This is a genomic window from Halobellus limi, from assembly GCF_004799685.1.
Taxonomy (GTDB): domain Archaea; phylum Halobacteriota; class Halobacteria; order Halobacteriales; family Haloferacaceae; genus Haloquadratum; species Haloquadratum limi.
The window spans coordinates 172,217-187,672 of sequence record NZ_CP031313.1; the positions used below are offsets into that span (position 1 = coordinate 172,217).

Genomic DNA, 15,456 nt, shown 5'->3' on the forward strand with positions numbered 1-15,456 from the left:
CGCTGGTCGGCCTGTCGGATCGTGGATGTCCGTGTTGACGAGGAGATGAGCGTTCCCACCAGCGGCCGTTGTGAGCTGTTCGAACCGTGCGTTCTCCTCGTGATATCGAGGCCGTTCCCCAGCGCCGGCATCGATCACCGCCTCGAGCTTTGGCTGGTCGTGTTGTTGTACACTCGTCCAGACAACGACGCCGTCGCCGACAGCGACACGACGGGGCACGTCCGAACGAGCGAACACAACGTAGTCTCGATACTGGCCAGTGCGTTCGTAGCCGCTGTCAGTGATGGTCTGAGTGACCTGCGTCCGGTCGAAGGAGGCCTCGATGACGGTGCCGAAGATCGAATCAACGAGGAGGTCGTAGTTCTCGAAGCCGATGCCAAAGTAATTGATATTCGCCTTACTGTAGGCACGCCGCGCGATGAACTCCTCGGGAGCGTCGGGTCGAGGAGCGGTCGGCTGTACGGTGGCGAAAGAATACCGATCGGGTGGGGATTCTACACTCGTTGGTGCGGGGAGCCATCGTCGATACGCCGGATCACCCCCGCTTGGGACAGTCAGGCGACCATAGCGCTGATTGCCACCGAGTGGGGGGAGACTGGAGAGACATCCAGCAGTCAGTAGTGGGAGAGCTGCACCGCCGGCAGCGAGGAGCTGTCGACGTGTTCGGTCGTTGGAGGGCCGATGTCGTTGTGGGGACATACCGCAGTCTAACACTGAAGCCTCACGGCTGTATAAGTGAAGTCTCAGCCTCAGCCGAGTGCAGTCCGTCGATATGTTTTTATATCCGAGTGGATGGATGCACTCGCACCTGAAATCCGGACTACTGTGGCGGGGGCACAGAGTCCAAAGCGAGTACGAAATACACCGGAAATATGGGAAACGCAGTCAGAATAACGAGGGCAGCCGACCACGGAGCCGGAAGATGATGGCATTTACCTCGATTGGCCAGCAATTTTGTGAGCCATTCGTGCGTGCGCTTTCTGTAGGTGGGCCGCTGCCGTAGAGGAGGCACAATCCAACTCCGCAGCAACGTCTTCGACAGACGCAGTACGCGGAACCTCGTAGTATCCAAGGTCAACGGCGACCGTCACTGCCTCTCGTTGACGTTCGGTTAGGAGCGATGCAGAGACGTCCAATCCCTGCCCGTATGCACTGAGCTGTTCGATCTGCACATCAAATTCGGCGGGGAACTCATCAACGACCGCCTGAATATCCTCTGGCCGGCCGATGATCTCCATTCTCGTGTCTCCACCGTCGGTAAATTCGATCGGTGGGATAGTGAGTATGCGGCGGTGAAGAAACGGTTCTCGAAACACAGCATCTTCCTCGCGGGTCGCGTGTTCGACGTACACATAAAACGACTCACTGTCGAGATGGGCGGTCGCGTAGTCGGTGACGAAAGGGGCATCCTCAAGGGCAGCACTGTATGCTTCGTGGTCACCGACGACGCGGAAGAGCATCACGTCAATTTCCTCGGGCGTCGTCGTCCAGTTCCACAACTGCGTGAGAGATGCGTCGTCGCTCTCCATCAAAAACTCGTGCATCGGATTTCGGGAGGCCGACGGTTCTCGAACCGTGAGTTGGACGTATTTCATTTTCTGCTGGGTGTGGTATATTAAAGGACGCGAGTGTGTCCGACTAAATTATTTTCCAAGTTAATAGATAACTATCAGACGTTATGGTACCGGGATGCCCCGTACGTGAATCGGGTTTGACTACAGTTGGAGTGTGGTGGTGACAACGATGAGCCTACCAAATCCCGAGCAATCGCCGCAGGCGATCGAGCACTCACCAAACAGCCTCTACGACGAGATTGTAGCCCTACTAGGAGACCGAGTGATCGCTCACGAAGAGCACCTCAATGCCGACGGGTTCGTGATCAGACCCGACACAGTGCGGGACGTTCTCCAAGATCTCAAGACGGAAGCAGGGTTTGATCACCTCTCCTGTATCACCGCCCAGGAGTATCCGGATCGATACGAAACCATCTACCATCTGAAGAGCTATGCGGACCCGACGCGCGAACTGTCGATCGTGGTGCCGACGCCAACAGGAAAGCCAAAAAGCCAGAGCGCCGAGCCAGTATTTCGAACGGCCGAATGGCACGAACGAGAGGCGTACGATCTCGTCGGGATCTCCTACGACGACCACCCGGATTTACGGAGGATTCTTCTCCCGGAAACGTGGCACGGCCACCCCCTCTCACAGAATTACGATCAGGACCGTCCACAAATCGTCCCGTTGGAAGAACACGCCAACCCGCTCGACGAGGACCACCGTGGGTCGGGTGCGGAGTCGGATACGATGTTTCTCAATATCGGTCCGCATCACCCGTCTACGCACGGCGTCCTTCACGTAAAGACCGTTCTCGACGGAGAAGTTGTGGTCGATGTCGAGCCAGACATTGGCTACATTCACCGGTGTGAAGAGCAGATGTGCCAGCAGGGAACGTATCGGCATCAGATTATGCCGTATCCCGATCGGTGGGACTGGAGCGGCGCGGGCCTGCTGAACGAGTGGGCGTATGCTCGAACTGCAGAGACACTAGCCGATATCGACGTCCCCGAGTACGCGAAGATAATCCGGACGATGTCGGCGGAGCTCTCGCGGATGCTCTCACACTATCTGGCCGTCGGGACGTACGCGTTGGACGTCATCGGCGAATTCACTGCGGCGTTTATGTACGCTATCAAGGATAGGGAGCGGGTCCAGTCGCTCTTGGAGGATTTGACCGGTCAGCGATTGATGTTCAACTACTTCCGGCTGGGTGGCGTCGCGTGGGATCTCCCGGAGCCACGCGCGGAGTTCCTCGAAGCAGTCCGCGAGTTTGTGGCGACGGTCCCCGAACGGATCGATGAGTATCAGGATCTGCTTATCAATAACGAGGTGTTCCAGTTGCGGACGATCGATACTGGCGTGCTCGATCCCGAAGCTGCCAAATCGTACGGGTGTACGGGGCCTGTCGTCCGCGGTTCGGGGGTCGATTATGATCTCCGCCGCGACGATCCGTACGGGTATTACGAGGAACTCGACTGGGAGGTCGTCACGCAGGACGGTTGTGACAACTTCGCCCGGTTGCTCGTCCGCCTCTACGAGCTTGCTGAATCGGCGAAGATCATCGACCAATGTGCCGATCTGCTTGAAGAGTGGCCTGCGGCGGACCGAACAGTGCAGGCAAACGTTCCGCGAACTCTCAAACCCGGTCCCGACGTCGAGATATACAACGCTGTGGAGGCGGCCAAGGGTGAACTCGGTATCTACATCCGGGCAGACGGCACGGACACGCCCGCGCGGTTCAAAATCCGGGGCCCGTCGTTCTCGAACCTCTCGGCACTCCCAGAAATGGCCGAAGGAGAGTTCGTCGCCGACCTTGTTGCAACCATCGGGAGTCTCGATACGATTATGGGGGAGGTCGATCGATAATGGCATCAATTCGGTCTGTTCGCAACACAACCGGTGAGGAAGTCGTCTGTATTGCCTGCGGTGACACGATCTCGCGTTCGGATGCCCGCGAATACGATAAATACGGGGACCGATGGGACCGCGAGGGGAAGACCTTCGAGTACCTCTGTAAGCCGTGTCACCGCGACTGTTGTCACCAACCACGAACGGGGCTCGAAGAAACGCTGATCAACGCGGGAGCTGGTGAAACCGAGCAACCCACCTTTCTTCGACAGTATCGACGACTCGCCGCAGACAGTCAACAGACAGAATCGTAGAGATATTCCCTCGAGGAGCGTATGTGAGTGTGGACCGAAACGGGTGGCCTACCTTCGATCTAGGAGATCAGCAGTAGTCCTGATTTTACCGGCTGATGTTGCACCGCGCCGCCCGCCCCCGTTCGCCAAAGGAAGATCGGACAGCCGATTGCTACCGCTCCGATGTGGTCACTCGACGATAATCGCTCCTCGCATTCCCAGAGTTTCGTGAGGATCACACCGATATCGATACGTTCCAGATTCTGCGAACGTCTGTGTGAACTGCACACCTGACGTCGAAACGACGCCATCAGTGCCGATATCGTGATCCTCGAACGTCACTGTATGAGGGCCACTGCCGGCCCACTGCCATTCGACAGTCGTCCCGGAAGCGATCTTCAGTACTGGTGGCGTAAACACGAACGGGTTGTTGGTATCTGGTGCGCCGACAGTAACTGTCGCCGTGTCAGTGTCGGTGCGATCGACGACGTCACCGGTGAAATTAGGCGCTCTGGCGACCCAATCATCAACCGCAGGATAGCCCGTCGAAGGTACCTCTTCGACGATTACTGCTCCCTTCATTCCGGCGTCTTGGTCTGGCTCGGATATGAACTGATAGACACCGGGCTCCTCGAAGATGTAGTGATAACTAGTGCCCGATTGGGCGTTCGGCGTGCCGCTATCGAACGTGCCGTCGACGGCGACCACGTTGTGTTCGTCACCGTGGCCGGTCCAGTCCCAGCGGACGTTCGTCATCGGTCGCACGTGGATGACCGGCGGATCAAATGCAAGCGCATCGCCAACCGGTTCACCAACGGTGATCGTCGGCTGGACACCCGCACCGAACCGTTTCGGGGTGCCGTCATACCCGTTCGCATCCGCGAGCCACGTTTCCAGTGATTCCATAGGAGTCGTGGATGTGCTTGCCGTGTCCGTTGCCGTCGATGGCTCCGTCGTTGGAGGGGCCGGTCCCGTCGATGGTTCCGCTGCGTCAGTTGTCGTAAGACAGCCAGCCATACCGAGAAAGCCAGCGAGGGCGGTTCCTTTGAGGTACGACCGTCGGGAGGGAGACCAATTCATCGCAACTGTGCGTTTTGACAAACTAGAGGAGTATGGATTGGGTGAAAGTCACAGATTGGTACTCGGAGGCATATTTATTACCAGAGCGTGAATCCATTTAGCGTTAGGCAACGTTAAGCACCATTTCCACAGGTTACTGCACGATAGCCGTGAATACCCGTCGTTCGATTTTTCGTAGATGTTCACCAGCCGTTGTCGGAGCGATATCGAGTTGCTCCGCGATGGATTCGTGTGTCGCTTCTCGGGGCAGTTCATAATATCCAACGTCCAAGGCCGTCTCGAGTACTTCTCGTTGCCGAGCCGTGAGCAGTCGCGTCAACGCGTGCTGATCCGGTGAGTATGAACCGGTTTCGAGCACTTCGATCTCGAACGGGGCGTCGTCAGTCAACGAGTCGAATAGATCCTGTAAGTCGAGTTCATCACCGAGATATGTGATTCGGAGCGACCCGTCGGCGTTGATCTGGATCGGCGTGTCAACGACGATTCCCGGCCTGTCGCCCCGTCGCATCAGTTCCGCTGTCGGCGGTGACAGCTCGAATTGGGTCACTGCCATCCACCGCTCTGTTCCGGAAACTAGGAACTCTTTGACGTACGGTGATGCCTGCATAACCTCAATGTAGCTCGACTGGTCACCGCTTCCCTCAGCGAGCATCAGAACGGTGTCATCATCGAGAAGTTCGACGTGGTGGATCGCTTCTCGGGCGAACGATGTCGCCTCTCCGAGCGCTTCACCGAGCGGATGCAACGGGCCTGTTCCGGCCGCTTCGGCGCGAACTGTGAGATACCGCATTGGTCTCTTCCACGTATCGAATAAATAAAGAACTGTGTATACAGGGCAGTAACCCTTGTCCTCTGACTCACCTAGCGTGAGATATGGGACGACGTGATGAGGACCCGCCGATCGCCATCGTCGGCGGTGGTATCTGTGGACTGACAACGGCGCTGGCACTCGAACAGCGAGGCTTCACTGTCGATGTGTATGAGGCTACAGCGGAGTACCAACCAGTCGGTGCAGGGATTCTCCTCCAAACGAACGCGTTGGTTGCCCTCGAAACGCTCGGCCTCGCCGATGAGATATGTGACGCGGGGAGATCGCTCTCTGACGTCCAAATCCGCTCACCAACCGGCCGGGTGTTGCAAACGTTCGACCTCGATGCCGAACAGAACGCGTTCGGCCATCGTTACGTTGCGATCCATCGAGCGAAGTTACTCAAAATTCTCCGTCAAAACCTCACATCACCGATACACAACGGGAAGCGGTGTACGCAGGTATCAGACCCACACAGACCAACGGTTCACTTCGACGATGGAACACACATCGATCCAGGCATTGTTATCGGTGCTGACGGGATCAATTCAACCGTACGTGACGCAATCACAACAGTATCGAAACGGTCCATAGATACGACTGTTTTTAGGGCAGTCACATCGGTCTCACTGCCCAAACAACATCAAGCAACTGGATTCGAGGTATGGGGGAACGGTACATACACTGGAGGGGCTCCGATCGGAGACAGTCGGTTCTATTGGTTTGCGACGGCCCCAACAGAGCTCGCAGAAACAGCATCTGCCACCGACCTCCAAGCGTCTTTCGCAGATTATCCCGAGCCAATCCCAGCAATCATCGATGCACTGACTAACGACGAGGTCATCACAACTGGATTAAGCGACCTTCCAGCGGTACCCCGGTGGCACTGTGGATCAACGGTACTCGCCGGCGATGCCGTACACGGAATGTTGCCGTTCGCCGGCCAAGGTGCCGCACAGTCGATAGAAGATGCAGTCACGCTCGCAGCTACGCTTGACTCACACACGAGAGTCACTGACGCGTTTGCAAACTACGAATCAAGACGAGCCAACCGGGCAGACCGAGTCCGTGCCGAATCGCACCGCCTCGGGCGCTTGGGAACGATGCAGTCCTCACTGGCCTGTCGCCTACGGAATACAGCAGTTTCGATACTACCAGAGGCAGTATTCAAACGATTCCGCCATCGTCGAGTCGCCGATGCATCAGTTCCACCGGTTGCGCAGGTGCATACGAGACCGCACAACGATCGAACAGGAGGTAAACCATCGTTATGACGAGCGTGATCCTCCCAACGCGGAATTGGACGCTAACGGTCGAAGACACCGCGGATGTAATTGATGATCCGAGCGAGCTCATCATCGTCTGCGACGGGGCAGACGATCCCGTCATCAATGCGGCCCCCAACTGGAAGACAGTGGGTCCAGCGGGTGAGCCGGATGGGTGCTCAGAGGGCGCCCACGCGCTCGCAACCGGGATAGAGGTGGCCACTGACGACATTATCGTTTGGACGTGCGATGACGTTAATCGGGATACGACATGGCTTGATCGACTTCCAACCCACGCACGAACGCACGCAGTCGCTCAGACAGCGCAAAAGCCGATTTTTACCCCCAGACAGAATACAACATTCCGATTCAGCATTTCATAGACAACGTATGCCCTCCAATAACCGCAGAGAATTCCTTGCAACGGTCAGTACCGGATTCGCAGTAAGCCTGACTGGGTGTGCCAGTCAGGTATCCCGCCCGGCAACCACATCACAGTCTCGAACCGACACAACAGCCAACAACAGCGAGACAGCCACGAATTCCACGTTGGCTCTCCCGTCAGTCGTCACCCACGACGACTTCCCAGATGGTGAGGTCACCCTCAAACCGGACGGGAAAATCGTACTGTTGAACTTCTTTGCGACGTGGTGTCGCCCGTGTCAGGAAGAAATGCCGGATTTCCGAAAATTGCGGGAAGCGTACGATACTGAGACACTTCATATGGTATCAATCACACCGGAAGTGGATGAGACCCTCATCAGGCAGTTTTGGGACGAGTACGAAGGCACGTGGCCAGTCGTGAACGATCCGGGGTTAGTTGCCACTGACCGATGGAACGCGAATAGCTATCCGACGAACCTCGTATTCGACAGTGATGGAACCCCTGCAACAGGTGAGGAACCAGCAGTCAGCGCACGAACGTTCGAGGAGTTCAAGTCCGTAATTGAGCCGTTACTGGAGGCGTGAGAATGGCTGCACTTGCGCTTTCGGCCCTCTTTGGGCTCGCGTTTTCCGCTGGAGCAGCGACCTTCTTCGCTCCGTGTGCCTTTCCGCTACTCCCCGGATACCTCTCGTATTTTCTGAGTGATACTGTATCCACTGTCGATGCTGGATCCCCACCTTCGGCAACAGGGACAGGTACAGTCGTCGCACGGATCCGCCGCCCACTCACTCGTGCAGTGCTCCTGAGTGCCTTCGCTGGGGCCGGGATGACAGTCGTGTACGGGAGCCTCGCAGGCACAACAGTGTTTCTCGGTGCACAAGCGCTGGCTGAGATCGCACTGATGGAACTCATCGTTGGCAGTTTCTTCGTTGTCGCCGGGAGCCTGATGATGGTTGGCTGGAAGCCGTCCAAGTCGATTGTCCGCCTTCCAGAGCGAAAACGGTCACTCAGCGGATTCTTCGTCTTCGGTGCGCTGTACGCGGGTGCTGCAGCAGGGTGTACTGCGCCGTTGTTCGTCGCCATTATTCTTCAGGGGATGTCTGCTGGTCCGATTCTCGGTGTCTCGCTTGCATTCACCTATGCGATCGGAATGGGTACCGTGCTTGCCGTATTCACGTGCGTAACGGCCCTCGGTGGCTCGTCGATCACGGCCACGCTTAGGTCTCACACCCGCACAATCTATCGGATTGCCGGCGGGCTTCTCGTCTGTTCTGGTGCCGCAGAGATCTATTATTACTTCTACGGCTTTCCGGGGGTGCTGCCCCAGTGAAACGAGTTACACAGTTCGCGGCAGTCTGTGTCGTCTGTCTGTTGCTCACAGCAGGATGTACTGCACCAACAAACGTTCCACCGTCATCTCCCGAATTGACGGAGGATGATGTAACGGATACGAGCGCGTTGATCCAAGCGCATACTGACACACTTCGATCGCAACCATTCACTGTCCGGTCCACGACAACAATTCGAGATACGAACAACACGTTCACCGCTACGATCAATCGGTCGTGGCGCGTTGATCCGCGACAGTCCGTGCGGGCGCTCGCAATCCGGACCCCAACAGCCACCGGCGATGCTCCGAGAAGCTATCAGCAGGCTCCAGAACGGATCTCAGCGTGGCGGCACGGAAACGAGACGACCGTTCGTATCGAATCAGATACGGGGGTCCAAGTCCGGCAAGTACAGTTACTCAACACCTCGGTCAGACTCAACAGGGTGCTCCATCGGCAACTCATCTACAGGTACAGCACTCGGCAGAACACAACAGTCGAGACGCTCACCCGAAACGGGACCCAATTCTACCGGATGATGGCGAATTTGAACGACACGCACGTCTCTTCAAATGCATCGATGACACTACTTGTGAACCAGCGGGGATACGTCCAGCAGATCAAGACGAGACAAACCGTCGCGTACCGCTCTGGGCCACGGGTAATCACGGAAACAGTCCGATTCAGCCGCGTCGATAACACCAGAGTGGAACCACCGTCGTGGGTTGAGACTGGTGCCTAATCTCCCCTCAGCCCGCTTGACGAATCGCGTGGAGTGTCTCTGTAACAGTCGCATAGACGTCAGTCCCTACCCGGTGTGGAACCTCTCAATTCAAAGCAAGCCAGATATTGAAAAACAGCTGGGCAGCACTGAAGTACAGCATCCGCACGGACCGATCTGAAGACAGACATCGGCCCATAAAATCGTGTTTTAAGCACCGGAGATGAGCCGTGTGGAAGCGCTCGAGCGGGAAGTAGCAACGATAGCGAATACGTGCCTATTTAATGTGACCGGGCATCCCGCGATGACCGTCCCGTGCGGTAAGCCAGAAGGGCTGCCGGTAGGACTGATGCTTGTCGGAAATCACTTCGATGAGACAACGTTGTTCACGCTTGCTGCTGCCATCGAGGACACACTCGATTACGTGTAGTCGATATCATCTCTGGGGTCGAACTGCGAGACAGCTCACACCTGTCGTTCGCTGATCTCCGCCGCGATGCGATCGCCGGGGTCACGGAGTTCGCCGGATTCGACCCCGTAGACGTACCCGGAGATGGTGACATCGTCTGGGACGAACGCCGACTGACGGAGGAACTCCACCTGGGCAGTGCAGGCTGCATCGATGTCGTCGGTCATCTTCACCCAGTCGATCAGATCGGCATCGCCGATCGTGAGTTCGGGGAGCGACGGGTCAAGGTCTACGGTTTCGAGGTCACCGACCTGGGCTTCGAGTCCCTCACGGACCGCTGTATCGGGTGCGCTCATCATCCCACAGTCCGTGTGGTTGATGACGATGATTTCGTCGGTATCGAAGAAGTTCGTCGTCAGAGCAGCCGATCGAATAACGTCGTCTGTGACCTTCCCACCGGCGTTCCGGTAGATCTGTGCATCGCCCAGTTCCAGTCCGAGGACCTCTTCGACGGGAATGCGCTCGTCCATACAGGCGATGACGAGGAGCTTCTTGTTTGTGGGGACATCTTTGCGTCGGCGACGAGCCCAGTCGGAGCGATCGGTGACCGTCTCATCGACGTGCTCGTGGTGATGTTCGTGTGAATGTGACATCAGTTCACGTACGCCCTGGACTGGCAGAGTCGTTCGGGTAGTGAACAGCGTTGCCGTGGTCTATGACGGTACAGACCCGTGAGAAGATCGCTCGGGCATCTGATTCCAACACCCGAGTCAGGCAGGGTTACTGGGACTCTTCGCCTGCCTGCTCATCGTACTCGGGTGGCGTGATGATCATCCGAGGAACAACGCCATTGAATGAGTTGCCAACGAGATCGCCGAGCGGCGAGATTACCTGGTGGAGGATCCCAGATTCCAAGTGTTGCATAAATTCTCGATCGACATCCCGGTAGGAACCGTTGTTCCACTCCTCGTAGTGTGGTGAAAACTCATCGGGCTCGCCGGGGATGAAGATCTGTGTCAGTGCGTGGATGTGGCCAAATTCGTCGGCGTCATCTGGATCAGAGATCTGCCACGGGGCGTCACCGTCCCGATACAGATCAAGTTCCAACTCCGCTTCACACGTCAGGCCAGCCGGATCCTCGCACAACTCGGGGTTCTGCACTGTAAACTGGCTTGAAACCTGTCCGTGAACGGTATGTCCGACTTCCGGAGTGATGTCAATGTCTACGGACTCGACGTAGTACTCCGGAAGCTCTAGGTCAGGGATCATTGAGTTGGCGAGTCTCGCGCACGCCTGTGAGTAGCTGGTTGACGCCGGTGATAGGATTCAACAACTGGTTCTTCGCCAGTCTCTTTGTCTTGGTAGTTGTCCACTGGTTCGAACTGATCGCGCTGGCCATCGAAGGAATCGACAGAGCCGAGCGATTCCAGGAGATGGTGTACGAACCGCGAGCCAAACTCACTGACGGTATAGTACGAGTCATAGGGCCCGTCATCACCAACTGCAGTGCGCTTTCGCACGAGCCCTGCAACCGTGAGTGCGTCGAGGGCATTCGTCGTTTGGGAGGACGTGAGGTCAAGACGCTGTTTGAGCTCAGTAAAGGACTGTGGCCCTTCCTCAAGTAGGGTTGCAATGACGGCTTTCCCGTGTTTCTGGCTCAATGCATCAATGGCTTGCCGAATCTCCAGCGGGAAGAGTTCCTCCCGCTGCGTGGCTAGATCGTTGGACATAGTGTCGTCTCTTTCGTCTTCCCCCAGCCGTTTCGTTCGAACCCCTGGTACCCAGATACGGCTGTTAATCCGGGCTCTCTTGTTGTCTTCAGTACAGTATTCTGTACCCGTTAGTATTAATCTTTGTACTAACCAGTGTGGCACTGTTCAGATAAGGTCGAAAAGTGAGGCGGGCGTAGTTTCTTGGTGCCTATGCCAGAAACCAGCCGCCTCACCGAACCTAGCGACTTCCCCGAGTTAGGATTTGTGGAGCGAGAAGCGACACCCGAGTCAGCGATGAAGCTCGGTATCCAACTGCATTTAGCGGGATTGTCGCTGGCGGATACCGTCTCAGTCCTCGCTGGCCTGGGTGTCGAGCGATGTCGTTCCACCGTTCACAACTGGATTCAGAAGGCCGATCTACAGCCCACAGAGGGACAAAATCCGAATTACGTCGCGGTTGACGAGACCGTAATTCGAGTAAATGACCAGCGCTACTGGCTGTTTGCGGCGGTCGATCCCGACACGAACCGCCTGCTGCACGTGCGACTGTTCCCGACCAGAACTTCCGCGCTAACCGAGATGTTCCTCGCAGAACTCTGCGAGAAACATCTCGTTTCCGACGCGATATTCCTGATCGATAGCGCACCCTGGCTGCAGGCGGCCTGCCATCGCCACTCGCTCCGATTCCAACACGTCACCCACGGGAATCGGAATGCCGTCGAACGCGTGTTCGAAGAGCTGAAACGCCGAACAGAGGCGTTTGCGAACCACTTCAGACATGCTGATCCGAACACTGCAGAAACGTGGCTGCAAGCGTTCGCCGTCTGTTTTAATCAGCTAATCTGAACAATGCCCGGTGCAGAAACGAACTCGCAGACAGACCACTCGACAAACACAAAGATTGAACAATCGGACAATCTGATGGAGGTTCCGAATACCGATTGATGGCTGAGAGATAGGTTCAGGACTGCCGATCGAACGGACACACCCCTCATTGCCGCTGTAAATAATCGCCGGAGAAGTGCCGGCTGTCCATTGTCCCACCAGAGAGTCGTTCGGATCGGGGCCTGGTGAAGTTAGCTGACGTGAAGACACACATCGGCGGTCGACCGACTAAGACAGACCCGCAGACACACCCCTCGTTGCCGCTGTAAACTGCTGTTAATATGGGGTATAGAATCTCAAACACATTTTGGCCAATATCTTCCTCTACCACGTTGCAGCTGCTTTCCCCTAGTTTTATATTGTATCGTGTTGTTTGCTACCGTACTGCAATTTGGCGTACCAAGACGGCAACGCGTTTGGCGTCGAAAACCCGAAATCAAGGTCTGCATATCAAGTTTCCCCTGTGGTGTTTTCTCCGTTTAGTTCGGTTGGGACCCCGATACAATAGTAGTTCCCTCATTTTCGATTGGAACCCCTGTCTATTGCGTCATTACAGCGGCAACACGGGGTGTGGGAGTGCGGGGCCACCTTCTCCTTTACAGCGGCACTCCGGGGTTGTGGATTCAGAAATCCTATGTTTAACGGTCGCTCACGGGAGTCTCTTCGATTTCCGTGAATCGAACCCAAATTACTGCTGCTGCTTACAGCGGCACTCCGGTGGACAAAATTGAAATAGAAGGGTTGTGAGGGTGCTGATATGAGTGAGTCCGAGTCATTCTTCGGTGATCCGGACCCGATTTTCGCTGACAAGGAACTCCTTCGGGTGAGCCACCTTCCGGAGGGTGACCGGATTATCGGGCGCGATCAGGAACTCCAGAAGCTTGCGAACGCGATCAAAGATGCCCAGCGTGGAGGCACCCCAAACAACGTCTTGATCTACGGCAAGACAGGGACCGGAAAGAGCCTCTGCTCGAAGTACATCACTCGCGATCTCACGCAGGCAGCCGCCGACAACGGGATCAAGGTCGGGGTCGCATACGTCGATTGTTTTCAGGAATCGACCGAGACACAGACCGTTCGGACGATTGCCCAAGCACTCAACGACCCCACTCAGACCGATATCACGGTCCCGCACACTGGCGTGAGTACCTCGGATTACTACCGCCGTCTCTGGGATATTCTCGATGCGCGACTCGATGTGGGGCTCGTCATTCTCGACGAGATCGACAAACTCGAGGACGATAACGTGTTGATGCAGCTGTCGCGGGCCGCTGAAGCCGGGAAGGTCACCGAAAGTACCCTCGGTGTCATTGGCATCAGTAACAAGATTCGATACAAGGACTCGCTGAACGAGCGCGTCAAATCGAGTCTATCTGAGCGTGACTTCGTGTTTCCACCGTACGATGCGAACCAACTTCGTGAGATTCTCCGGTCCCGTGCCGACGCGTTCCGTGAAGGTGTCCTCGACGAGGACGTCATTCCCAAAGTCGCTGCCCTCGCCGCCAAAGAACACGGGGACGCACGCAAGGCGATCGATATCCTTCGCTACGCAGGCGAGATTGCGGACGAACACGGCGATGATACGGTGCGTGTTGAGTACGTCGACGAGGCACACGACCGCGAAGAGCAGGCGCGGCTCTCCGAACTCATCGCCAAGCAGCCAGAGCATTCAAAATATCTGTTGCAAGCACTGTCGTTGCAGGCCCAGGAGGCCCCTGATGACGATTCTGCGATCCCCACGAAGGACATCTATTCGATGTACGAACTCGTATGTGAACGGAACGGGGTCGATCCACTGAAGATGCGGCGCGTCCGCGATTTACTCTCCGAACTGGCGTTTCTCTCGCTCATCGAGCAAGAGCGTAAAGGCCGTGGGAAGGGCAAAGGCGCCCACACAGTGAACCAGCTCGTCGATGAACCAGAGGTCGTCGTCGAGGCGTGTAAGTCTGCCTGATGAGTTCGCTGGTGGGTTTTTCTCCGAGTTCGCTAGTAATAGTGGAGTGCGTCGCCCGACGCCGAGATCTTCATTGCTCTTCTGATTACGGACGGGCCAATTTCACTCGGAATTCACCGCGATATCGACGGCTGAGATTGTGACGGCCTCGTATACCCGGTCTTTCATCGTCCGGCTCTCCATTTCTGCCTCCCATTCGCCGGTGAGATCGATATTCGGCGACCTCTTCTTGTTCATTGCTCACTGATACTCATCTTAATTTGCGCCCACACACATTTCTTATTCGACTAACCAACAATGGGCTCAAAAGAAGGCGCTGTTGGTTAGAGATCTCGATGTCGTGTTCGTCATCTACGACTCTAGCTGATCCTTCAACCTGGTCACTCGAGATATCGATTCGCGAGTGCCATCGTCCTTGATGATTCGCTGTGTGTACGTGAAAGCAGAGACTAGGAAACGCTCAGTTTAGGTGAACTATAGAGCGAATCAGGCCGCAAAGTCTATGATCCTCGTCAGAAGCACCGTGGCCGGTACAGAGGGTGAGTGCAGCACGAACGCGAGAGATGCGCCCCTATGTAGAACCTCTGGGCCTCATCGTCGTTACTGCAACCTGAGTTTGTCCCTTCAGAGCTTATTATGCCCTTCTCACACACTTCGTATCTATGTCCTCTGAGGAACGACAACCTACCTCTGCCCCGAGTCGAGACGACATACTGGTCACCTTCCGTACTATGCTTCTCGGGTCGAAACGAGGGAGACCTCAAGAGGCTCTACTGATTGGTCTGGGACTCGGACTCTTCGCTCTGACGTTCCTCGCGTATGAACTCAATATCTTCTACCACTCTGGTGGCGTCGTCTTCATTCCGTTTCACGCCGCCTTCCTCGGAGTGGCCGCTGCGTTCTGGACGGGGTACAGTCGAACCGGACTACTCGCTGGTTGGGTACTCACGTACCTCTCGTTCCTGGGGTGGCGGACGGAGTGGGCGACGGATATTTCGCCCCGGCCATTCATCGAACGCATAGCCTATGTCGTCCAACCAGACGGATTGGTTGCTCTCGCCATCATCGGAGTCGGAGTAGCGGTAATCGGGTTCACTGCGGGCACGCTCGCCCGAAAGGGCATTGACGCGCTTCGGACCGGACCTCAAACAGCCACCAACGACTGATTGGATGCACGCAAAACGTTACGTGAATCGCTGCGGGAAAGAGGA

General features: G+C 56.2%; 17 protein-coding genes. 10 read left to right on the forward strand and 7 right to left on the reverse strand.

The features are described from left to right. The first annotated feature begins 45 nt into the window (after positions 1-45). A complete protein-coding gene (locus DV707_RS19110; RefSeq protein WP_240728564.1) occupies positions 46-621 on the forward strand; it encodes a hypothetical protein in 576 nt (191 codons plus the stop codon). Positions 622-932: 311 nt separating this feature from the next. Here DV707_RS19110 and DV707_RS17200 read toward each other — a convergent pair whose 3' ends face one another. Further along, positions 933-1,595, reverse strand: a complete 663-nt coding sequence (locus tag DV707_RS17200; RefSeq protein WP_103992687.1) for a helix-turn-helix domain-containing protein — start codon at positions 1,593-1,595, stop codon at positions 933-935. 148 nt (positions 1,596-1,743) lie between these two features. Here DV707_RS17200 and DV707_RS17205 point away from each other — a divergent pair, with 148 nt between their 5' ends. Both DV707_RS17205 and DV707_RS19115 read left to right on the forward strand, forming a co-directional pair. Beyond that, the gene (locus DV707_RS17205) at positions 1,744-3,423 is read left to right on the forward strand and encodes an NADH-quinone oxidoreductase subunit D (RefSeq protein ID WP_103992686.1); all 1,680 of its coding nucleotides are present in this window, start codon (positions 1,744-1,746) and stop codon (positions 3,421-3,423) included. After that, complete coding sequence (locus DV707_RS19115; RefSeq protein WP_240728565.1) at positions 3,423-3,719, forward strand: DUF7562 family protein; 297 nt, start codon at positions 3,423-3,425, stop codon at positions 3,717-3,719. Before DV707_RS17205 ends, DV707_RS19115 begins: the two co-directional genes overlap by 1 nt. Positions 3,720-3,887: 168 nt before the next feature. Here DV707_RS19115 and DV707_RS17215 read toward each other — a convergent pair whose 3' ends face one another. After that, complete coding sequence (locus DV707_RS17215; protein ID WP_235010835.1) at positions 3,888-4,604, reverse strand: halocyanin domain-containing protein; 717 nt, start codon at positions 4,602-4,604, stop codon at positions 3,888-3,890. Between the two features lie 307 nt (positions 4,605-4,911). After that, the gene (locus DV707_RS17220; protein WP_103992684.1) at positions 4,912-5,568 is read right to left on the reverse strand and encodes a helix-turn-helix domain-containing protein; all 657 of its coding nucleotides are present in this window, start codon (positions 5,566-5,568) and stop codon (positions 4,912-4,914) included. An 83-nt stretch (positions 5,569-5,651) separates the two neighbouring features. Between DV707_RS17220 and DV707_RS17225 the strand changes: the two genes are divergently transcribed. The 4 genes from DV707_RS17225 to DV707_RS17240 all read left to right on the forward strand — a co-directional run bounded on the left by DV707_RS17225 (position 5,652) and on the right by DV707_RS17240 (position 9,715). Further along, positions 5,652-6,860: an FAD-dependent monooxygenase gene (locus tag DV707_RS17225; protein ID WP_103992683.1), complete on the forward strand. Its 1,209-nt coding sequence runs from the start codon at positions 5,652-5,654 to the stop codon at positions 6,858-6,860. Positions 6,861-7,241: 381 nt separating this feature from the next. Further along, positions 7,242-7,820 (forward strand): TlpA family protein disulfide reductase, encoded by a 579-nt coding sequence (locus DV707_RS17230; RefSeq protein ID WP_160113958.1) that lies wholly within the window; start codon positions 7,242-7,244, stop codon positions 7,818-7,820. Positions 7,821-7,822: 2 nt separating this feature from the next. Then, a complete protein-coding gene (locus tag DV707_RS17235; protein ID WP_103992681.1) occupies positions 7,823-8,566 on the forward strand; it encodes a cytochrome c biogenesis CcdA family protein in 744 nt (247 codons plus the stop codon). A gap of 951 nt (positions 8,567-9,517) precedes the next feature. Then, positions 9,518-9,715 (forward strand): amidase family protein, encoded by a 198-nt coding sequence (locus DV707_RS17240; protein ID WP_235010834.1) that lies wholly within the window; start codon positions 9,518-9,520, stop codon positions 9,713-9,715. A gap of 35 nt (positions 9,716-9,750) precedes the next feature. On the opposite strand, the gene DV707_RS17245 is transcribed toward DV707_RS17240, so the two are convergent. The 3 genes from DV707_RS17245 to DV707_RS17255 all read right to left on the reverse strand — a co-directional run bounded on the left by DV707_RS17245 (position 9,751) and on the right by DV707_RS17255 (position 11,424). Next, complete coding sequence (locus DV707_RS17245; protein WP_103992680.1) at positions 9,751-10,347, reverse strand: beta-class carbonic anhydrase; 597 nt, start codon at positions 10,345-10,347, stop codon at positions 9,751-9,753. 127 nt (positions 10,348-10,474) lie between these two features. Then, entirely contained in the window at positions 10,475-10,963 is a 489-nt protein-coding gene (locus tag DV707_RS17250; protein WP_103992679.1) for a hypothetical protein, read from the reverse strand. Beyond that, positions 10,960-11,424 (reverse strand): winged helix-turn-helix domain-containing protein, encoded by a 465-nt coding sequence (locus DV707_RS17255; protein WP_103992678.1) that lies wholly within the window; start codon positions 11,422-11,424, stop codon positions 10,960-10,962. The genes DV707_RS17250 and DV707_RS17255 overlap by 4 nt, the downstream gene beginning before the upstream one ends. 192 nt (positions 11,425-11,616) lie before the next feature. Here DV707_RS17255 and DV707_RS17260 point away from each other — a divergent pair, with 192 nt between their 5' ends. Both DV707_RS17260 and DV707_RS17265 read left to right on the forward strand, forming a co-directional pair. After that, a complete protein-coding gene (locus DV707_RS17260) occupies positions 11,617-12,252 on the forward strand; it encodes an IS6 family transposase (RefSeq protein ID WP_103992677.1) in 636 nt (211 codons plus the stop codon). A gap of 796 nt (positions 12,253-13,048) precedes the next feature. Further along, a complete protein-coding gene (locus tag DV707_RS17265) occupies positions 13,049-14,245 on the forward strand; it encodes a Cdc6/Cdc18 family protein (protein WP_103992676.1) in 1,197 nt (398 codons plus the stop codon). Between the two features lie 102 nt (positions 14,246-14,347). On the opposite strand, the gene DV707_RS19235 is transcribed toward DV707_RS17265, so the two are convergent. Further along, positions 14,348-14,482, reverse strand: coding sequence for a hypothetical protein (locus DV707_RS19235; protein ID WP_268806882.1), 135 nt, complete (start codon positions 14,480-14,482; stop codon positions 14,348-14,350). Between the two features lie 425 nt (positions 14,483-14,907). On the opposite strand from DV707_RS19235, the gene DV707_RS17270 reads away from it, so the two are divergent. Next, a complete protein-coding gene (locus tag DV707_RS17270) occupies positions 14,908-15,411 on the forward strand; it encodes a hypothetical protein (RefSeq protein WP_136361931.1) in 504 nt (167 codons plus the stop codon). Positions 15,412-15,456: the final 45 nt, after the last annotated feature.